The organism is Promicromonospora sp. AC04, from assembly GCF_003058225.1.
Lineage (GTDB): Bacteria > Actinomycetota > Actinomycetes > Actinomycetales > Cellulomonadaceae > Promicromonospora.
In genome coordinates, this window is record NZ_QBUG01000019.1 from 1 (window position 1) to 17,598 (window position 17,598).

Consider the following 17,598-nt stretch of genomic DNA (forward strand, 5'->3'; position numbering starts at 1 on the left):
CCGGTTCTGGTTGTCGCTCTTGTCAGGAACGACACCCTTTGTACCGGAGTCCCGCGCTCATTCCCGCAGGCCAGAGGCCTACCGGGAAAGGCTCATTGTCTACTGTCAGCAACACACTCCGGCCGCTACCTGTCTCCCCGAGGCGGGTGCGTCGCGCGGCCTTGACGCATGCCCATATGGGTATATGTTTGAAGCATGGCACGAGCAGCGACCACCACAGACGCGTTCAACGCGGTGGCCGAGCCGCGCCGCCGCGAGATCCTCGACGCCCTGGCCGGCGGCGAGCTCGCGGTGGGCGACCTGACCGAGCTGCTCGGGCTCGCCCAGCCGCAGGTGTCCAAGCACCTGCGGGTCCTGCGGGAGGTCGGGCTGGTGGACGTGCGCGACGACGGACGCCGTCGGCTGTACCGGGTGAACGGGGCGCCGCTGCGCGCCGTCCACGCCTGGGTCGCCCAGTACGAGCGCCTCTGGAACGAGCGGTTCGACCTGGTCGACGACGTGCTCGACGAGCTCACCCACGCGGCAGCCGAGTCGGCAGCAGAAGCAGAGACCGAAGCGGAAACCGGAAGAGGAGACTGACATGACCACCACGACCAAGGGCAGCGCCGTCCTGACGCTGCCGACCGACACCGAGTTCCTGGTCACCCGGGAGTTCAACGCACCGCGCCACCTCGTGTGGCAGGTGCTCACCGAGCCCGACCTGATCAGGCGCTGGTGGGCCGGGCAGCGTGGGACGGTGACGGACGTCGCCGTCGACCTGCGGGTCGGCGGGGCATGGCGCTACGTCATGACCGCGAACGAGGGCTTCGAGGTCGCGTTCCACGGCGAGTACCGCGAGATCGAGGCGCCCGGGCACCTGGTCCACACCGAGGTGTTCGAGGGCATGCCCGACGGCGACTCCGAGCCCAGCCTGAACCACTACACGCTCACCGAGCACGACGGCCGCACCACGCTCACCGTCCGCACTGTCGTCTCCAGCAAGGAGGTCCGCGACATGATCATCGCCACGGGTATGGAGGGCGGCATGCAGGAGGGCTACGACCTGGTGGAGGAGCTGGCCGTCGAGCTCGCAGGTCAGTAGCTCGCAGGTCAGTGGTGGGAGCTCGTCGGAGAGACCGTGCGCCCGGCGTGAGGTAACTGAGAGACGGCACTGGCTCCTTCTCCGTTACCTCACGCGTCGGCGATCCAGGGGGTCGTCAGCGGCACGGTCTCTCCTCAGAAGGTGACGACCACCTTGTCGGCGGCCCCGGGCGTCCGCGCGAGGTCGAGCGCCTCGAGGGCCTGGTCAAAGGGGAGGGTATCGCTGACGATGACCGCGTACTTCTCCCAGTTCTCGACGATGTCGTCGGTGACCTCGAAGATCTCGGTCGGGTAGCCCATCGCCCACACCAGGTTCAGCTCGGTGGTCAGGATGTTGCCGAAGTCGAGCTCGACGGGCTTCTTGTGCACCGCGACGACGCCGAAGGTCGCACCGTGCTTGGCGATGCTGGTCACGGTCTTGGGGACCGGCGGTGCGCCGGCCGCGTCGAGGTAGATGTCGGTGCCGGGGCGCACGCCGCGCACGTGCGTGCTCGCGCCGTCCCCGTGCAGCTCGACGAGGCGCGCGGCGACGTCCTCCTCGGCGGAGTTGATCACCGCGTCCGCGCCGATCTTCAGGGCCTTGTCGAGGCGGGACGGGATGATGTCCACGACGACGATGTGCTCGACGCCCTTGCGGCGGTAGCCGAGCACGGCCCCGAGCCCGATCGGGCCGGCGCCGAACACGACCACCTTGTCGCCGGGCTTCGGCTCGGTCCGGTTCACGGCGTGGTAGGCGACCGCCATGGGCTCGTTGAGCGCCGCGACCTGCCAGGGGATGTGCGGCGGGATGACCTTGAGCTGGCGTCCGGGCTCGAAGTCGCGCACCAGGACGTACTCCGTGAGCGCGCCCTGGGCGCCGCCGGAGCCGAGGAGGCCGTCGGTGAACGCCATGGTGTCGATGACCACGTGGTCGCCGACCTCGACGCCCGAAACGCCGGAGCCGACCTCGGCCACCTCCGCGGCCGGCTCGTGGCCGAGCGGGGTGGCGCCCTGGCGCGGCGGGATGCCGCCGACCTGCGAGTACAGCGCGTCCGAGCCGCAGATGCCGCATGCCTTGATCCGCAGCAGCACGTCCTGGGGTCCCACGGGCGGCTGCTCCACCTCGACCCAGCTGTTGGTACCCGGCGCGGTGACGTGGACGGACTTCATGGTGCTCTCCCTGGTTCTCGGACTCGTTGGGCAGCCGTTCCGAAGTGCTGGCCGCCACGTCGGACACTAATCGCTAAATCGAATTAGTTCAACTAGGCTACGGCGTTGTGAGCATCCCCTCCGGCAGTCGTGCGACGCTCAAGGACGTGGCCCGGGAGAGCGGCGTCTCGTCGGCGACGGTGAGCTTCGTGCTCAACCGGACCTCGGGGCAGACGATCTCCGCCGCCACCCGCGAGCGCGTGCTGGCCGCCGCCGCGCGCCTGGGCTACACGCCCCACCGGATCGCGCGGGCGCTGCGTGAGGGCACGTCCCGCACGGTGCTGCTCAGCACCGGGTCCGGGCCCGCCGGGCACAGCCTGGAGAGCTTCATCGACGGCCTGGAGACCGAGCTGGGGGAGCACGGCTACACGCTGCTGGTCGTCCGGGGCCACCGTGCCGGCGCGCTTCCTGCGGGGCTGCTCGAGACGATCGCTCCACGTGCCGTGCTCGACCCGGTCTCTGCCTACGCCCCCGCCGCGGCCGACGCCGGTGACGGGGCTGGCGCTGCCAGTGACGGGGCCGACGCCGGTGACGGGGCTGGCGGTGCCAGTGGCGGGGCGGGCGCTGCCGACAGGGCCGGGGTCGCCGACTGGGAGGGCGGCTGGGCGCACGGCCTCGCCGCGCACAGCCAGACGCAGCTCCGGTACCTCGTCGAGCAGGGCCACCGGGAGATCGCCGTCGCGCTCCCGGAGGGTGGGCCGTACGCCCGCCTAGCGGCGCTGCGGCTCGACTACGCGCGGACGGCGGCGGCCGAGCTCGGCCTGCCGGAGCCGCCGGTGATCCGGCTGGGGAGTGACCGGGCCGCGGCAGCCGCCGAGCTCCGGGGGATGCGCAAGAAGCACCCGGGAGTCTCGGCGATCGCCGCATTCAACGACGACGTTGCGTTCCTGGTGCTCGGCGCGATGGCGGACCTCGAGCTGGAGGCGCCGGCGGACCTCGCCGTGATCGGGTTCGACGAGAGCCGGTACGGCGCGCTCTGGCGTCCCGCGCTCACCACGGTCCGGATCGACGCCGCAGCGTACGGGCGCCGCGCCGCTCGCGGAGCGATCGGGCTGGAGCTGGGCGAGTGGCCGTCGAGCCCGTCGCGCGTCGTCCGGCGCGAGTCGGCCTGACGAACGTCGGACGCTTCACGGGGCGACCCTACGAATTCGGAGTGTGTTGCTGGGAGTAGACGTTGTCGACTCAGAGCAACACACTTCCAGGACCAGGGTTTCTACCCTGCGCAGCCGAAGCCCGGCCCGGCCCTCGTCAGAGGTCCGACGGCGCCACGTGTGTGCTGCGCGTCAGAGGTCCGGCGCCACGGGCGCGCTGCTGCGTCCCTCCTGCCGCCCGCTCAGCTCGGCATCGAGCGTCTCCTGTGCCACGCGCATCCCCTCGGCGTAGACCGGATCCTGCAGCCGCTCCCACATCACGTCCTCCGCGACGTCCTCGACGTGGCTGACGACCCACCAGATGTTGCCGAAGGGGTCCCTGATGCGTCCGCCGCGCTGACCGAAGGCGTTGTTGTCCAGCGCGGTGACGACAGTGGCGCCCGCCGTCACGGCCCGGGCGAACGCCGCGTCGGCGTCCGCCACGAAGACCCGCAGCAGGCTCGGCATGACCGGCCAGTCCGGACGGCGGTCGAACGCCAGCACCACCGTGTCGCCGACCCTGATCTCGCCGTGCCCGATCAGGCCGTCCTCGGTCGCGACCCGCGCCAGCTCCTCACCCTCGAACGCGTACGTGACGAAGTCGAGGAACGCTCCGGTGTCGTCGGTGACCACCCACGGGGCGACGGTCGTATAGCCAGCGGGGGTGGTGTCTGTCCGGTGGGTCATCGTGAGGTCCTCTCGAAGCGTTTCCATCGGTGCAACCGACCGTAGGGCGAGAAGAGGTCTGTTCCTGTCCTGCTCACGACGAGCGGGGGAGACACCACGGGTTCGGAGTGTGTTGCGCAGAGTCGACAATGTCTACGCACCGCAACACAGTCCCAATTCGTAGTGTCTCCCCGGGCGGACGTCCCGGCCTGAGATATCCACAACCCCGGTCAGCCCGACCCGGCGATCCGTGGCAGGCTGTGCGCCATGTTGAGAACGACTCTCGTTAGCCCTTTCGTCGGCTGCCTTGTTGTGGGCGGGGCGTGCTGACGTGGCCGACCTGCTGATGATCGAGAGCTGGCTGCAGTCCACCGGCCTGATGCTCCCGCCCCTCCTGCGCGACGCCGGCCACCGGTACGTCCTGGTCACCCGCGACCCCAACCTGTATCGCCAACCCGACGGCGAACTCCACCCCGTCCTGGCGCTCGCCTCCGATGTGATCATCGCGGAGACGAACGACGACGCCGCGCTCGTCGCCGTCGCGCACGAGGTGGCGGCCCGACGGCGGATCGACGGCGTGCTGACGACCTGCGACTACTACCTCCCGGCCGTCGCGCTCGTCGCCGAGGAGCTCGGCCTGCCCGGGGCGCCGGCCGACGTGCTGCACACCGCGACGCGCAAGCACCTGGTGCGCCGGGCGCTCGCGGCCGGGGGAGTGCCGGACGTGCCGTTCGCGGTGGCGTCCACCTGGGACGACGCTCGCAAGGCTGCCGCGAGCCTGGGCTACCCGCTCGTGGTCAAGCCGGTCGACATGAACTCCGGTACCGGGGTGTGCAAGGTCGTGGACGAGGCGGGTCTTGCCGTGGCCTTCGCCGAGGCGACCGGGCCCGAGCGCAACACCCGGGACCAGCCGCTGGAGCGGCTCGCGCTGCTCGAGCGGGTGGTGGAGGGTCCGGAGTACAGCGTGGAGTCGGTGACCCGGGACGGCGTCACGCGGGTGCTCGGCATCACCGCGAAGTCCGTCGCCGAACCCGGCGTCGAGGCGGGGTCCGGGTTCGTCGAGTCGGGGCACCTGTTCCCGGCCCCGCTCGCGCCCGACGAGCGCGACGCGATCGAGCGGCACGTCGTCGCGGTGCTCGACGCTGTCGGCCTCACGCACGGGATCAGCCACACCGAGGTGCGGCTCACCGCCGTCGGGCCGCGGCTGATCGAGCTGAACCCCCGCCAGGGCGGGGGCTACATCTTCGAGCTGGTGCGCCTCGTGACGGGCTTCAACCCGCTGCAGGTGCTGGTGGACCTGGCGCTCGGCCGCGAGCCGGTACCGGGTCTGCCGGTGGCGGCCAGCGCGGCGGTCACGTTCCTGCTGGCCGACGCCGACGGTGTCGTGCGCGAGGTGCGCGGCGCGGAGCGCCTGGGCGACGACGACCGTGTGCTCAGCCACGAGACGCCGTCGCCCGACCGCGAGGTGCGGCCGGGCGACAACAACGAGCGGATCGGGCACGTCCTGGTGGCGGACCCGTCGGGCAACCAGGCGAAGGCCTGGGCCGACGAGCTCGCGACGGGGCTGAAAATCGTGGTCGGCGCGGCACTGCCCGCCCACTGACCGAGCGATTCATGGTTGTGGGCGTGACCGTTGCGCCTAAATCGGACGCATATTCGCAACGATCACGCCCACAACGAACGCCCCGGCGCTTTCCGCGCCGGGGCGTCGATCGCTCCGCGTGATGCGCGCGGAGTCAGTCCGGGACGACCAGGCCGCGCCGGACCGCGGGTACCAGCCGGGCCGGGATCCTGACCTGGCGCCCGTCCACGGTCACGGCGACGAGGTCGGGCACCAGGGCCTTCCACTGCGAGCGTCGGGACCGCGTGCGCGACCGGGACATCTTCCTCTTGGGGACCGCCATGGCGGCCTCCTCTCTGTCGGCGTTCCGTCAGGAGCGCGGGGTCAGCGCTCCTCGCGGAACTCGACGTGCTGGCGGGCGACGGGGTCGAACTTGCGCAGGACGAGCCGGTCGGGATCGTTGCGCCGGTTCTTGCGGGTCACGTAGGTGAAGCCGGTGCCCGCCGTCGAGCGCAGCTTGATGACGGGTCGAAGGTCTACGCGCGAGGCCATCAGTTACCACCCTTGCTGTTCTTGTTGCTGGTGTTGCCACGGTTGGCGTAGCGCTGCCGGAACTTCTCGATGCGTCCGGCGGTGTCGACCACGCGGGCCGATCCGGTCCAGAACGGGTGGCTGGCGCTGCTGACCTCGACGTCGACCACGGGGTAGGTGTTGCCGTCGGACCACTCGATGGTGGCCGTCGGGCGGCCGGGGCCGGAGTCCGTGTCGCCCGCGAGCGTCGAGCGGGTGAGGAACGTGAAGCCTGCGCTCGCGTCCCGGAAGACGACGGGGCCGTAGGTGGGGTGGATGTTCTTCATGAGTTGCTCCCTCCGCTCAGCCCTGGCGCGCCTTCCAGCGCGGGTTGAGCTTGTTGATCACGAATGTCTTGCCGTGCCGGCGCACGACCTTGGCGCCGGGCTTGTCCTTCAGGGAACGCAGCGATGCGCGAACCTTCATGTGTCACTCCTTCGTCGCTGGGGGCTGGTTGCTGGGCCGCCGTGGCCGGGCGGCCCGGGCCTCACCAGCTGGACTTGGTCACCCCGGGCAGCTCGCCCCGGTGGGCCATCTGGCGCAGCCTGATACGGGACAGCCCGAACTTCCGCGAGTAGGCGCGGGGCCGCCCGTCGACGACGTCGCGGTTGCGCAGCCGCGTCGGGCTGGCGTCGCGCGGCTGCTTGGCCAGCTCGCGGGCGGCGGCGAGTCGGTCGACGTCGGGCAGGTCCAGCCTCCGCAGGGTGCGCCGCAGCTCAGCGCGCCGTTCGGCGTACCGGGCGACAACCTCGCGGCGTCGGGCGTCGGCGGCGATTTTCGACTTCTTGGCCATCAGACCTTCTCCCCTCGGGCCAGGATCTGGGCGACAACCACATCGATCCCCCTGCGATCGATGGTCTTGATGCCCTTGGCGCTCACTCGCAGCGTGACGTTGCGGCCGAGCGACGGGACCCAGTAGCGCTTCTTCTGGATGTTGGGGTTGAACCGCCGCTTGGTGCGCACGTGGGAGTGCGAGACCGAGTGGCCGAACCCCGGCACGGTGCCCAGCACCTGGCATCTGGCTGACACATGACCTCCTGTTGCGACGGACTTGCCGCCGCTGGTGAGAACCGTTCTCATATCGCGCTACAGTGAACCAGAACTGAGAACGGTTATCAATTATTCCGGGCTGGACCCGGCGAGACTCCGGGCCGAGCCCGGGCGAGGAGGCAGCATGTACCGAACCAGAGAAAGCCGCGGAATCATCCCGGTGAGCGTCCTGACCAGCACCGATCCCGTGCTGCGCGACTCCGCGCTGTTCGGCCTGCTCATGGACGGCCCGGGCGGCGTCGCGGTGCGGCACGACATCCACACGGACTACCTGCGGCGCGTCGTGCTCGACGCCACCGGCGTCGTCGAGGACGTCCTGGTGCCGCTGGAGCACGCCTGCCTGTCCTGCGCAGTCCGCGAGGACGCCGTGCCAACCATCGCGCGCCTCGCCCGCGACAGCCGCTGGTCCCACGTGCTGCTCGCGCTCCCCGTCAGCGCCGAACCCCTGCCCGCCGCCCGCGCCCTCGCGGTCGAGACCGCGCCCGGCGGCAGGCTCGCGCACACCCGCATCGCCACCTCGCTTGTGATGGTCGACGCCGACACCCTCCAGCACGACCTGTTCGGCGACGACACCCTCGTCGAACGAGGCCTGGAGCTCACCGCCGACGACGACCGCTCAGTGGGGGAGGCGCTCGCGGCCCAGATCGAGCAGGCGGACCTGGTGGTGACGAGCTCTTCGCCGGTCGGGACTGCGCGGGTTGAGTCCTCGCTGGTCGAGTCGTTCGAGGCCGCGCGGTGGGCGACGGCGTCGGGCCTGCTGGACCGGCTGCGTGGCGCCGGGACGCGGCGCGTGGACGGGCTGCACGCGCTGTCGGCCGCGGACCTTGCAGCTGGGACCCACTCTTCCGTCCGTGCCGAGCGCCGGGCTCACCCGCTCGGGGCGCTGGTCTTCACCGGCTCCGGCGGCGTGCCCGAGGACCGGAGCTGGACGCTCGAGCTGCGCTCGGCGCTGCCGTTCCACCCCGAGCGCCTGCTGGACCGCATCGAGACGCTCGGTGCGGGCGACGTGCGCGCCCGCGGCGTGTTCCACGTCGCTGACCGGCCCGGTCTCGCGTGCCTGTGGGACGGTGCGGGCGGGCAGCTCGCCGTCGCGGACCTGGGGCCGTGGTCGGAGGTATGCGCCGGGACCGCGCCGCATACGCGGATCGTGGTCGTGGGGGTGGCCGATGCCGGCGGGACCGGCGGCGCCGGGGATCGCGACGTCCGGCAACTCCTGCGTGAGGCCTTCCACGAGGCGCTGTGCACGCCCGACGAGCTGGCCGACGGCGTCGAGTGGCTCTGGCGCAAGGACCACCTGGCGCCCTGGCTGGGCGCCCGGTCCGTCTGAGCCTCTGTTGAGTGCGGGATTCTCGCCCGGTCGGGTCGTCCTGACCGGGCGAGAATCCCGCCCTCAACGGGTCAGCGGGGGCAGAGGTAGGCGGCCGACTGGGGGCGGACGCCGTCGGGGCCGGTCCAGCTCGCCGGGCCCGTGGTCACGCGGACCCAGCCGAGCCGCTCGTACAGGCGGATCGCCTGGCCGCCGTCGTCCACGACGTCGAGCGCGAGCCGGCGTCCGCGCCGGGAGGGGGTGTCCTCGACCCGCTCCAGGAGGGCGGCGGCCACCCCGGTGCCGCGCGCCTTGGGCGTGACGAACAGGCGGCCCACGCCCGCGAGCCCGGTCATCGAGACCCCGGCGGCCGCGGCGAGCTGGTCGGCGTGCTCGACGTTGTCCCCGGCGACGAGCATCACGTGGCCGACCACGGTGCCGTCGTCGGCCAGGGCGATCCACGCGTCGAGCATGCCCGCGGGCGTGAGCCAGGCGATCGGGTCGTCCGGCCAGACCATGGGGTAGTGGTCGGTCTCGTGGACGAGTCGGAGTGCCTCCACGACCCGGTCGAGGTGGGCCGGGTGGCGTTGGGCGATCAGGAGGTCGGGCACGGGCTCAAGGTATAGGACGTTCGAGGCCGTCGACGCCGACCGCGGCTGCTCGGCTGGGGCTGGTCCGGATTGGTCCGGTGCCCGTTCGCCTCTCGGGGAGACAGTTACTCGGCGGAGTGTGTTGCTGCCAGTAGACATCGTCTACTCAGCGCAACACACCCCGCCCACGAGCGTTCTGGCCGGCGCGCTTCATGCCTGGGTCGGGACTCCGTCGTCGCACAGGACGGGTCCGGTGCCGTCCTGCGCGGCGGCGAGGGCGACGGCCAGACGGCGGGCGAGCCGGTCGCTGGTTCCGCCCCTGACCTGGTCCAGCCGGTACAGGCCGACCGAGACGACCTCGGGATCGTCGAGACGGAGCGTCGCCAGGTCGTGGTCGCGGATCTGGCCGCCGTCGAAGACCCAGGCGACGTCTTCCGGCGCGCCGTCATCCGTGGTTGAGACGTGGTCGATGACCAGGGGGCGCATTCGCTCGCGTACGAGACCGAGCTCCTCGGCCAGCTCACGGGAGGCGGCGTGCCAGGGCGACTCACCGTCGTCGACCACTCCGCCGGGGATGTCCCATGTCGCCTTGTACGACGGCTCGACCAGTACGACCCGGCCCTCGTCGTCGTACAGCAGGACGCCTGCGGACATGCGCTTGCGGGGGAGCGATGCGACATATTCGTCGAAGGGGAGCAGATTCACCCGCTCGACGATAGTGGCGTTCGGGCCGCGTCCTGAGCGCACCAATTTCCTTGGGCCGACGCCGGGCCGGGCGCGTACCGTCACGCTCCATGAACGTTCCGAAGCGGCAGGTGCGCGCCGCCTACGACGCCGACACGATCACCGTCTACCAGGCCTACCCGCCCGCGATCGCCGACGCCGCCCTGCGAGCCGGCCGGTTCGTCCCACCGTTCAAGCGCGAGCGCATGACGTGGGTCAAGCCGTCGTTCTGCTGGATGATGTACCGCAGTGGCTGGGCGACCAAGCCCGGCCAGGAGCGCGTACTGGCGGTGCGCATGTCGCGCGCGGGCTTCGAGCGGGCGCTCGGTATGGCCGCGCTGAGCCACTTCGACCCCACGCTGCACGCCGACGCCGCGGCGTGGGCCGCGCAGAAGTCGGACAGTCCCGTGCGGGTCCAGTGGGATCCGGAGCGCACACCGTCCGGGAGCGCGCTGCAGTACCGGTCGCTGCAGGTCGGGATCGGCGGAGCGGCGGTGGACGCGTACGTGGACGAGTGGGTGGTCAGGCTGGAGGACATCACCGACCGGGTCGTTGCTTGGCGGGGCGAGCTGGCTGGTGGCGGGGCGCCTGAGCTGCCCGAGGAGGTGCCGTACGCCCTTCCGGTAGGGGTGGCGGCGCGGATCAGGGCGGACGAGGTCATGCATGAATGACGATCGTCGTCCGTTGGGTCGAGCGGTGCGCAGTCGCAAGGTCAAGCTGGACGGTTCCCGGAAGACTCACGCTTCACGGGTCGTCCATCGCGGGCCTGAAGGTGTGTGGCTGTTCAGCCCTGCGGGCACCGAGGTTGTCGGGTCTGACGGCTTTCCGTTGACGCAGCCGGCCGACGGCGTGCAGTTCTTTCCCGCGCAGCCGCTCCCAGAGTCGGGTGGGTGGTTCGTCGCATGGTGCTGGGCGCCGGCCCCCGAGCCGCCGGCCGACCACTGGACCTCCCCGTGGATATCGGTCGACGTCGCCGCGGCGTGCGACGAGCAGTTCTCGTTCCTCGATCTGGAGCTGGACCTTTGGTGCTCGGCAGAGGGCGCGGGAATCGTCGACGTCGAGGAACTGGACGCCGCCGAGGCGGACGGACTGGTCGACGCCGTCACGGCCGACGTCGCGCGCGATGCGGCCGAGGAGCTCTACGGCGCGCTGCACTCGGGACATCAGGGGGCGTTCGACGGTCTCGGGTGGCGGCTGCTCGCCGAGATCCGCGGGCGGCCTGCCGCCGAGCCCTGAACTGTGGGTCCTGAGGTCACTTCCATGCTGAACGCTTCTGAGCAGGAGTGAAGACCGAACCTGCTCCGGCGTTGCCGCAGATCAGCCGCTATGCCCGACTCGGGCGTTATGTGATCCTGTCGCTGTGGATGCCCTCCTTACGCAGTTGCCTGCCCTCATCGGCGTGACACTTGGAGTGGTCGGGACGTTGGCCACGACCATGGTCACGGACGCCGCGCGGTGGCGCCGTGAACGGTTCTACGACGCCTGCCTCCGATACAGCAGGGCGCTCCGCAGGTACTCGCAACTGATCGCCGGGATCACGGCCGGTCGGCGGCCCGGTGCCACTACGCCCAAGGTTGATCCCGTAGATGGCCTTGCCCGGCTCTCCAGCGAAGAGCTCGACCGGGCAGTGACTGACGCGTGGGAGGAGCTCTGCCTCCTCGCAGACGCCGATACGGTCGATGCAGCCCGCCGGATGCGCGCCGCGGCCAAGCGAATGGAAGAGTTTGCTCGCGGTAGCGCTGACTCGGAGTTTGACCTCGATGGCTGGGGCGTTCAGGCACTCAAACTTCGCCGTGCCCGCGACGCCTTCTATGCGGCGGCGAGAGCCCGCATGGGCGTCAAGGCGCTGGCAACCAGCTCAAGCCTCATTCATGAGGACGGCGCACCGGACTCCTATCGACGGTGACCGCGGCCGACGTCGGTGTGATCGCGAACTGGCTGCGGGACGTGGAGCGCTGACCCAGGACACTAGACGTCGCCGTAGAAGCAGTCCTGGTCGGCGATGCGGAGTGGGCGGCCCGGTGGCAGCGGCGGCTCGAGGGGTGTGTCCATCGGGATGTCCGACCAGTCGACGCTCAGTTCTTCGTCGTCGCTGATCCGGGCGTTCAGGTCGTACTCGGTGACAGGGTGGCCCGGACGGTTGATCGACAGAGTCAGCTCCCCGCCCGCCTCCTTAAGGAGGTCCAGTGTCACGTACAGGTCGAGGTTCTTGTCGACATAGGCCCGTGCGTCGGCGACCGATCGGAACAGGCGGGCGTCGCTTGCCCAGTCGTTGTTGGAGATCCGGGCAACGCCGCTGACCAGTGCGAACCCGTGCGATCGGGCGCTCGTCCCGACTTCCAGATCCCGGCGGTCCGCTTCCTGGTACGCGGCGGCCGCGCCTTCCTCGTCACCGGACCAGGTGAGTGCGTGTCCCAGGGACAGCGGCACGAGCGGGTCTTCCGGGTCCGCATCCAGTGCCGCTCGGGTCGCCTCGATGGCCTCCTCGGTGAGCACGCGGGTTTCCCCCTCCTCGTCATGCTCCTCGAGTCCATTGAGAAATACGCCGTCGTTGTCATCGAAGTCCGAATCCACGGTGAACAGCACGACTCGGCGCAAGGCGTACGTCGCGGCCACGGCACGCAGGACGGCGATCGTGGCCGCGGACTCCGCGTCGCCAGGAGCCGCCTCGGCCTCGTCGCAGTGTCGGCGCACGTCGGCGAGCAGCTCGGAGGTCTCCTCTTCACCGTCGAAGGTCCGGAGCAGGAACTCGCACTCGGCGAGCAGCTGACACGCGTGAACTAATGACAGGTCTCGTTCAAGCATGCGCGGGAGTCTACGATCCGGCACTGACACGCGGTTCCGCCGCGTCATGGGTCTTGGCTAGGCCCGAGGCAGGAGCGTCACGAATCTCCGTTCGAGCAGGTCGCCGGCGGTCGTGTCGTCGTCGGTGTTCGCGCAGGCGGCGATCTCCCCAGCATCGCCGAGATCGCGCCCGACGACGGTATTGGCAGCGGGGGCATCTGAGTTCCGGGCTCGCGGGAGGAACCGGGCCCGGCTCCGCCCGGCTGGCGGGGTAGGGCTCAGCCGCGGGGGTCACCGCCGAGATCGGGCCCTTGTACTCGAAGTAGCCGGGGTTGCGCTCGATCAGGTAGGGCTTTCGGAGGAGTGGGTGTGGAGCAGGTTCACCGTTCGGCGACTTCGAGACGACGGTGCTGACCAGTAGTGATAGGCGATCTGGCGTCGCAAGATGTGGAGTACCTTCAAAAGGGTGGTTGAACTCTCACGGGTGATCCCCTTCGCCATGTTGGTGCGCGTCACGAGCTGGCTGGGGACCTTGTCCGAGCCACTGAGGCTTACTTGGCTGCTTCTGCTGGATAGGTTGGCAGTAGGAAGATTGCAGTTCCAGTTGCCATGGCGCGAATCGAACGCAGCATTAACGTCCGTGAAGGAGCTCGCCCGCGATGAGTACATCCAGAAATTGCCACGCAAGAGGGTGGCGGCAGGTGTCCTCCTTCGCGATGCGGACGACAGGATCGTTCTTATAGAGCCGACCTACAAGGAAACATGGGAGATCCCGGGCGGTGTCGTGGAGGCCGACGAATCGCCGTGGTTGGCTGTCGAGCGCGAGCTGGAGGAGGAGCTCGGTTTGGTCCGGCGAAATATGCCGGTCCTCGTTGTTGACTACGTTCCCGACGCACCCGACGGAATGCCCGAGGGGCTCCTCTGGATCTTCGACGGAGGGCTGCTTAGTAACGCCGAATGCAAAGGCCTTAGGGGCACCGACACAGAAATCAAGTCGGTGGATCTTCTGTCGATCGACGAGGCGATGGCGCTGACGAAAAGTGTCGTTGGCGTTGAGATTGAGGGTCGCGCTCGAGGCAGCACTCGCGGAGCAGACCAACGTCTACTGCGACAGGGGACGCCGAGGATTGGTGATCGAGGACCGTCTACGCGATCCGGGGTGGTTAGCCGGGCGTCTCGGCGAGGTCATGGCCCGCATCCTTCCTGATGGTGAGTCGATCCCTGATCCTGTTGCGGCTGCCATCGAGGAGGTCCGCGACGCGGAGCATCTCGTCCCCGGAGACGAGTCCGACCTGCACTGTGGCCATCGCGCGCTGGTCTGCGGACATGGTTGAGACCTATGCGCTGTGCGACAGCGTCCCTGCCGCCTTGCACGGTGTCGACCCTGGCCGGCATCCCCGAGCCGGGACATGGTGGAACCTCCACACCGAGGCGATGGAGCTTGGTCCGAACCGGGTACTGCACGATCTTCATGCTGCCGAGACTGGCGACCGGACGGGCGTCGGTGGGCGCGTTCGAAGCGGCACGATGACAAGACCCTCGTCGTCGTACCGCCTGGGTGAGCGGCAAGACGTCAAAGGTCGGCGAGGGACTGATCGAGCGGTTCCGTCTCCTCCCGGAGCTCGCGTGCCATGTCGTACCGCCCGGCTCGCGCGAGCAGGGCCGCATAGCTGTCCAACGTGGACCGGTAGGCGGTGACGAACAGGGCTGATCGTGTGCCCGCCTCATACCTGCGCCGATGCAGTTCGAGTGCCTCGGCGAATCGCTCTCGCGCCAGGTCATCGAGTCCGCACCTGGCGAGCGAGGTTGCGGAACTCCCGAGGCTCCAGGCGAGGTTCTGCTCGCGCCGGTTCGGATACCTACGCGCGAGGCCCCGGTAGATGGCGATCGCGGCGCCGTGGGCCTGGGCCGACTTCTCCACATGGTCGAGGTCCGCGTGGGCGATTCCGAGGTTGGTCAAGGATCGGGCGAGTCCGGGCTCGAAGCGGACCGGGTTCCGGGCGGAGAGGCGAAGCCATATCCCGTGTGCTTCCTCATGCAAGGCCAGCCCTGTCTCAGCGAGTCCCAGCAGTCCGTACGAGGTCCCGAGGTCACCGAGGGCGAGCGCGAGATCCGGCTCATAGCGGGTCGGGGTCTGCGTGTCCAGATGCCGCCAGTGCTCCAGCGCCTCGAGGAAGTCTGAGTGTGCATGCTCGGTGTCCCCGAGGTCGGCGTGGCAGCGCCCAATGGAGCTGAGCGACCGGGCGAGCGAGGCCTGGTGGCGGTCGTGCTGCTCGGCAAGACTTCGACGGGCCGCGAGTGCCTCCCGGTGCGTCGCAATAGCTTCGCGTGGAAGGCCGAGGTCTCGGTAGGAGACTCCGAGGTTGTGCAGCGACTTTGCCAGGTCGGGGAGGAGGCGCACGGCGTCGACCTGCGCATGCTGACGCCATGTTCCCGCCGCTTCGCGACGAGCCTCAAGGGCCTTGTTGTTGCGTCCGAGTGCGGCGTACGAGTCACCGAGATTGTCGAGCGACCGAGCAAGGCTTGACCAATAGTGGCTGGGACGCCACCTGGCGAGCTTCCGGTACAGGCGTGTCGCTTGTTCCCGTGCTCTCAGCGAAGCGTCGTAGTGGCCAAGAATGAATGTCCAGTTTCCAAGGACATGCTGTGCGTGGGCGGTCCGGTCCGTATGGGTGAGAAGCCGATCGCTGTTCACCGCGCGAACGAGGAGCTCGGCGACCTCATGTCCGACGTCGTGGAGCGCGCTGGGTGGGTCCGGCCACGGAAGCTGCTCGTGGACTGCGCTGACTGTTTCCCACCGAACGTCGATGTTGCGGACAAGATCCAGTGCAAGCTGCGCGACGTCGTCGCCTCGGCGTGGATCGAGACGATCCGTATCGGGCTTGCTTCTGGACTGCTGGCCGTGCTTGCGCGAAGACTTGTCGTCCTGACTGCGCGAAGGATCGGAGGCTGCGCGTGTCAGGACGATCATTGCCCGTATTGCCTGGCGTTCGCTCAGGCCGCGCAGCAGGACCGCTCGCCGCTCAGCGCTCACCAAGGTACGTGTCGTGTCGCTGGCGTCGGTGGCTGTCAGCATGGACACGACGAGGTGTTCGGCGAGGCGATCCGGATGGAGGCTACCGATCCAGCCAGGGTCTCCGACGAGGACTAGGTCGTCGGAGGTGTCCGAGAAGCCGGCGCTCGGCGGGTACTGCTCGCGTAACCAGCGTGCAGCCGACCTAGGGTCGAGTCGGGTGCCGGGTGGGCACAGCCGAGAGATACGGCGGACCAGCGATTCGGCCTCGGTCTGACTTTCCGCGCCGAGGAGGCACGCGGCCGCCACGAGGATCCGGAGTGTCTGGCCGTCGGTTGGGATACCAGCCTCGTGAGCTGACCTCGTCCAGCTTCGTGCCTCGTGCCGGAGCAGCTCATCGAACACGACGTGCATCGATACACCCGCGTGGGGGCGCCGCGGGCCGCTTGCGGTGTCGGGCGCATGCCCTTCGACTAGAAGCACTTGGATGAGCGCGATGGACAGCAGGTCGAGCATCCGCGCGCCGGGTACGACCTCGGGCAACGTCAAGGGTGCTGGACTCTTGCCGAGGAACGTGGCGAAGTCCTGGACTGCGACGTCGACGATTCTCTGTTGCTCGGCAAGGTGTCCGTCGTCCGCGTCGTGCGGGACGACCCGAGCAGAGAGCTCGATGGGGTCATATCTGCCGACGACAGCTCCGACGTCGGGCTGCTGACACAGGTCTGACCACCACAGACCGCCCCGCCGTGCGAGGAGAAGAACCCGTACCGCTCCGGGATCGCTGTTGGCCTGGCGCAGAAGCTCGGAAACGGCGTCGCTCCTGTTCTCCGCGTAGTCGACGATGAACAGGACAGGCGCCCCAGGGTGGCCACGGCGGAGCACCTGCATGGCCTCCGCCTCGACGCCGGTGCGCAGGTTGCGGCACTCCCAGCCATGGCTCGTTCGCATCGCAGTCTGGAGCTCATGTGCCAGGCGCGTCTTGCCGACGCCGCCGGATCCGGTTACCAGCTGCACCCGCAGAGATCGCTTGGCGGGGTCGTAGCCGTCGATGCACCAGTCGATGAGTTGCTGGAGCACGTCCTCGCGGCCGACGAACCGGACTATCTGTTCGTCACCATCTCGTACGGGCGAGAGCAGCCGGCCTAGTGCGTCATCGTCTCCTGGCGGGCGCACTCCGAGTTGCTGCGAGGCGAGTCGGTCGTGTGCCTCGCGGTCCGCCGCCTCCTGGTGCCGGTCGTGCAGAGTGAACCAACGTTCGAGGAGCGTGGCGCCGATGACACCGCCGACGACGGCGCCCGCGACCATGATCTGCCGCACCCAGGTTGGTACGGACTCCGGGAGGATCGCTGCCGCGATCCCCACGATGACGGCGAGTGTGGAGGCGATGCCGTATACCCACAGCCGCCGCCCGCTCCTACCTTTCAAACCCCCGGACCCCGCCTCCGTCACATTCACGAGAGTACGAGGAAGCGGACAATTCGGGAAGGTAAGTGTTTTCGCTGCATGTGGAGCCGGATGTCATGGTGGAGTCGTGAACAATGCTCTCGATGTGGGCGGTGCGGCCGTGTCAGGATCCGGCCTATGGAGACGGTGACGTTGTGGCGGCCGACCGGGCCGCAGGAGCTGGCCTTGGTCGAGGAGTCGGACTGGCGCGCGTGGCCGCCGCGCCTGCCGGACCAGCCGATCTTCTACCCGGTGCTGAACGAGGACTACGCGACGCGGATCGCCCGCGACTGGAACGTCAAGGCCAGCGGCGTCGGGTACGTGACTCGGTTCGACGTCGCCAAGGAGTTCCTTGACCGGTACGAGGTCCAGCAGGCCGGCGGGCAGACGATCCTGGAGTACTGGATCCCCGCGGAGGACCTGGACGAGCTCAACGCGAGCATCGTGGGCCGGATCGAGGTCGTGACGGAGTTTCGGTGACCGTGCTGCACTCG

The 17,598-nt window shown here is 69.2% G+C and carries 22 protein-coding genes; 10 read left to right on the forward strand and 12 right to left on the reverse strand.

What is annotated here, in order from left to right; genetic code table 11:
• Positions 1–195 precede the first annotated feature (195 nt).
• Together C8K30_RS29775 and C8K30_RS29780 are read left to right on the forward strand one after the other, a co-directional pair.
• Complete coding sequence (locus C8K30_RS29775) at positions 196–579, forward strand: helix-turn-helix transcriptional regulator (protein ID WP_108496529.1); 384 nt, start codon at positions 196–198, stop codon at positions 577–579.
• A 1-nt stretch (position 580) separates the two neighbouring features.
• Complete coding sequence (locus tag C8K30_RS29780; RefSeq protein WP_108496530.1) at positions 581–1,081, forward strand: SRPBCC family protein; 501 nt, start codon at positions 581–583, stop codon at positions 1,079–1,081.
• A 134-nt stretch (positions 1,082–1,215) separates the two neighbouring features.
• Here the strand turns inward: C8K30_RS29780 and C8K30_RS29785 are convergent, their stop codons facing one another.
• Positions 1,216–2,229, reverse strand: coding sequence for a zinc-binding dehydrogenase (locus C8K30_RS29785; protein ID WP_108496531.1), 1,014 nt, complete (start codon positions 2,227–2,229; stop codon positions 1,216–1,218).
• Between the two features lie 107 nt (positions 2,230–2,336).
• Here C8K30_RS29785 and C8K30_RS31755 point away from each other — a divergent pair, with 107 nt between their 5' ends.
• Positions 2,337–3,380: a LacI family DNA-binding transcriptional regulator gene (locus tag C8K30_RS31755; RefSeq protein ID WP_199230768.1), complete on the forward strand. Its 1,044-nt coding sequence runs from the start codon at positions 2,337–2,339 to the stop codon at positions 3,378–3,380.
• A gap of 171 nt (positions 3,381–3,551) precedes the next feature.
• Here C8K30_RS31755 and C8K30_RS29795 read toward each other — a convergent pair whose 3' ends face one another.
• Positions 3,552–4,085 carry a VOC family protein gene (locus C8K30_RS29795; protein WP_108496532.1) on the reverse strand — a complete coding sequence of 178 codons (534 nt, stop codon included), beginning with the start codon at positions 4,083–4,085 and terminating at the stop codon, positions 3,552–3,554.
• A 310-nt stretch (positions 4,086–4,395) separates the two neighbouring features.
• Between C8K30_RS29795 and C8K30_RS29800 the strand changes: the two genes are divergently transcribed.
• Positions 4,396–5,667 carry an ATP-grasp domain-containing protein gene (locus C8K30_RS29800; protein WP_108496533.1) on the forward strand — a complete coding sequence of 424 codons (1,272 nt, stop codon included), beginning with the start codon at positions 4,396–4,398 and terminating at the stop codon, positions 5,665–5,667.
• A gap of 133 nt (positions 5,668–5,800) precedes the next feature.
• On the opposite strand, the gene rpmF is transcribed toward C8K30_RS29800, so the two are convergent.
• The 6 genes from rpmF to rpmB all read right to left on the reverse strand — a co-directional run bounded on the left by rpmF (position 5,801) and on the right by rpmB (position 7,224).
• Positions 5,801–5,968, reverse strand: a complete 168-nt coding sequence (gene rpmF / locus C8K30_RS29805; protein ID WP_108496534.1) for a 50S ribosomal protein L32 — start codon at positions 5,966–5,968, stop codon at positions 5,801–5,803.
• Between the two features lie 41 nt (positions 5,969–6,009).
• Complete coding sequence (gene rpmG, locus C8K30_RS29810; protein WP_108496535.1) at positions 6,010–6,177, reverse strand: 50S ribosomal protein L33; 168 nt, start codon at positions 6,175–6,177, stop codon at positions 6,010–6,012.
• Positions 6,177–6,482: a type B 50S ribosomal protein L31 gene (locus C8K30_RS29815; RefSeq protein WP_108496536.1), complete on the reverse strand. Its 306-nt coding sequence runs from the start codon at positions 6,480–6,482 to the stop codon at positions 6,177–6,179. The genes rpmG and C8K30_RS29815 overlap by 1 nt, the downstream gene beginning before the upstream one ends.
• Positions 6,483–6,498: 16 nt before the next feature.
• Positions 6,499–6,621, reverse strand: coding sequence for a type B 50S ribosomal protein L36 (gene ykgO, locus C8K30_RS29820; RefSeq protein ID WP_020013141.1), 123 nt, complete (start codon positions 6,619–6,621; stop codon positions 6,499–6,501).
• A gap of 61 nt (positions 6,622–6,682) precedes the next feature.
• Complete coding sequence (rpsN, locus tag C8K30_RS29825; protein WP_108496537.1) at positions 6,683–6,988, reverse strand: 30S ribosomal protein S14; 306 nt, start codon at positions 6,986–6,988, stop codon at positions 6,683–6,685.
• Positions 6,988–7,224 carry a 50S ribosomal protein L28 gene (gene rpmB, locus C8K30_RS29830; protein ID WP_108496538.1) on the reverse strand — a complete coding sequence of 79 codons (237 nt, stop codon included), beginning with the start codon at positions 7,222–7,224 and terminating at the stop codon, positions 6,988–6,990. The genes rpsN and rpmB overlap by 1 nt, the downstream gene beginning before the upstream one ends.
• A 145-nt stretch (positions 7,225–7,369) precedes the next feature.
• Between rpmB and C8K30_RS29835 the strand changes: the two genes are divergently transcribed.
• Positions 7,370–8,572 (forward strand): GTP-binding protein, encoded by a 1,203-nt coding sequence (locus tag C8K30_RS29835; protein WP_108496539.1) that lies wholly within the window; start codon positions 7,370–7,372, stop codon positions 8,570–8,572.
• Positions 8,573–8,643: 71 nt separating this feature from the next.
• On the opposite strand, the gene C8K30_RS29840 is transcribed toward C8K30_RS29835, so the two are convergent.
• On the reverse strand, positions 8,644–9,162 hold the full coding sequence (locus C8K30_RS29840; RefSeq protein ID WP_158281172.1) for a GNAT family N-acetyltransferase: 519 nt from the start codon (positions 9,160–9,162) through the stop codon (positions 8,644–8,646).
• 189 nt (positions 9,163–9,351) lie between these two features.
• Complete coding sequence (locus C8K30_RS29845; RefSeq protein ID WP_108496567.1) at positions 9,352–9,846, reverse strand: NUDIX hydrolase; 495 nt, start codon at positions 9,844–9,846, stop codon at positions 9,352–9,354.
• 89 nt (positions 9,847–9,935) lie between these two features.
• Between C8K30_RS29845 and C8K30_RS29850 the strand changes: the two genes are divergently transcribed.
• From C8K30_RS29850 to C8K30_RS29860, 3 genes are all read left to right on the forward strand, one after another.
• Positions 9,936–10,535 carry a DUF4291 domain-containing protein gene (locus C8K30_RS29850; protein WP_108496541.1) on the forward strand — a complete coding sequence of 200 codons (600 nt, stop codon included), beginning with the start codon at positions 9,936–9,938 and terminating at the stop codon, positions 10,533–10,535.
• A gap of 157 nt (positions 10,536–10,692) precedes the next feature.
• Positions 10,693–11,100, forward strand: coding sequence for a hypothetical protein (locus C8K30_RS29855; protein WP_146197655.1), 408 nt, complete (start codon positions 10,693–10,695; stop codon positions 11,098–11,100).
• Between the two features lie 124 nt (positions 11,101–11,224).
• Complete coding sequence (locus C8K30_RS29860; RefSeq protein WP_108496543.1) at positions 11,225–11,770, forward strand: hypothetical protein; 546 nt, start codon at positions 11,225–11,227, stop codon at positions 11,768–11,770.
• A gap of 62 nt (positions 11,771–11,832) precedes the next feature.
• Here C8K30_RS29860 and C8K30_RS29865 read toward each other — a convergent pair whose 3' ends face one another.
• Complete coding sequence (locus C8K30_RS29865; RefSeq protein WP_108496544.1) at positions 11,833–12,669, reverse strand: hypothetical protein; 837 nt, start codon at positions 12,667–12,669, stop codon at positions 11,833–11,835.
• A 619-nt stretch (positions 12,670–13,288) separates the two neighbouring features.
• Here C8K30_RS29865 and C8K30_RS29870 point away from each other — a divergent pair.
• The gene (locus C8K30_RS29870; protein ID WP_158281174.1) at positions 13,289–13,855 is read left to right on the forward strand and encodes an NUDIX domain-containing protein; all 567 of its coding nucleotides are present in this window, start codon (positions 13,289–13,291) and stop codon (positions 13,853–13,855) included.
• A gap of 366 nt (positions 13,856–14,221) precedes the next feature.
• Here C8K30_RS29870 and C8K30_RS29875 read toward each other — a convergent pair whose 3' ends face one another.
• Positions 14,222–17,110 carry a tetratricopeptide repeat protein gene (locus tag C8K30_RS29875; protein ID WP_108496546.1) on the reverse strand — a complete coding sequence of 963 codons (2,889 nt, stop codon included), beginning with the start codon at positions 17,108–17,110 and terminating at the stop codon, positions 14,222–14,224.
• Positions 17,111–17,242: 132 nt separating this feature from the next.
• On the opposite strand from C8K30_RS29875, the gene C8K30_RS29880 reads away from it, so the two are divergent.
• Positions 17,243–17,584 (forward strand): hypothetical protein, encoded by a 342-nt coding sequence (locus tag C8K30_RS29880; protein WP_108496547.1) that lies wholly within the window; start codon positions 17,243–17,245, stop codon positions 17,582–17,584.
• Positions 17,585–17,598: the final 14 nt, after the last annotated feature.

What these genes read in the sequence shown, in the direction of transcription:
- C8K30_RS29775 (WP_108496529.1), top strand. Translation starts at nt 196, where the DNA reads ATGGCACGAGCAGCGACCACCACAGACGCGTTCAACGCGGTGGCCGAG.
- C8K30_RS29780 (WP_108496530.1), top strand. Translation starts at nt 581, where the DNA reads ATGACCACCACGACCAAGGGCAGCGCCGTCCTGACGCTGCCGACCGAC.
- C8K30_RS29785 (WP_108496531.1), bottom strand. Translation starts at nt 2,229, where the DNA reads ATGAAGTCCGTCCACGTCACCGCGCCGGGTACCAACAGCTGGGTCGAG.
- C8K30_RS29795 (WP_108496532.1), bottom strand. Translation starts at nt 4,085, where the DNA reads ATGACCCACCGGACAGACACCACCCCCGCTGGCTATACGACCGTCGCC.
- rpmF (WP_108496534.1), bottom strand. Translation starts at nt 5,968, where the DNA reads ATGGCGGTCCCCAAGAGGAAGATGTCCCGGTCGCGCACGCGGTCCCGA.
- rpmG (WP_108496535.1), bottom strand. Translation starts at nt 6,177, where the DNA reads ATGGCCTCGCGCGTAGACCTTCGACCCGTCATCAAGCTGCGCTCGACG.
- C8K30_RS29815 (WP_108496536.1), bottom strand. Translation starts at nt 6,482, where the DNA reads ATGAAGAACATCCACCCCACCTACGGCCCCGTCGTCTTCCGGGACGCG.
- ykgO (WP_020013141.1), bottom strand. Translation starts at nt 6,621, where the DNA reads ATGAAGGTTCGCGCATCGCTGCGTTCCCTGAAGGACAAGCCCGGCGCC.
- rpsN (WP_108496537.1), bottom strand. Translation starts at nt 6,988, where the DNA reads ATGGCCAAGAAGTCGAAAATCGCCGCCGACGCCCGACGCCGCGAGGTT.
- C8K30_RS29835 (WP_108496539.1), top strand. Translation starts at nt 7,370, where the DNA reads ATGTACCGAACCAGAGAAAGCCGCGGAATCATCCCGGTGAGCGTCCTG.
- C8K30_RS29850 (WP_108496541.1), top strand. Translation starts at nt 9,936, where the DNA reads ATGAACGTTCCGAAGCGGCAGGTGCGCGCCGCCTACGACGCCGACACG.
- C8K30_RS29865 (WP_108496544.1), bottom strand. Translation starts at nt 12,669, where the DNA reads ATGCTTGAACGAGACCTGTCATTAGTTCACGCGTGTCAGCTGCTCGCC.
- C8K30_RS29880 (WP_108496547.1), top strand. Translation starts at nt 17,243, where the DNA reads ATGGAGACGGTGACGTTGTGGCGGCCGACCGGGCCGCAGGAGCTGGCC.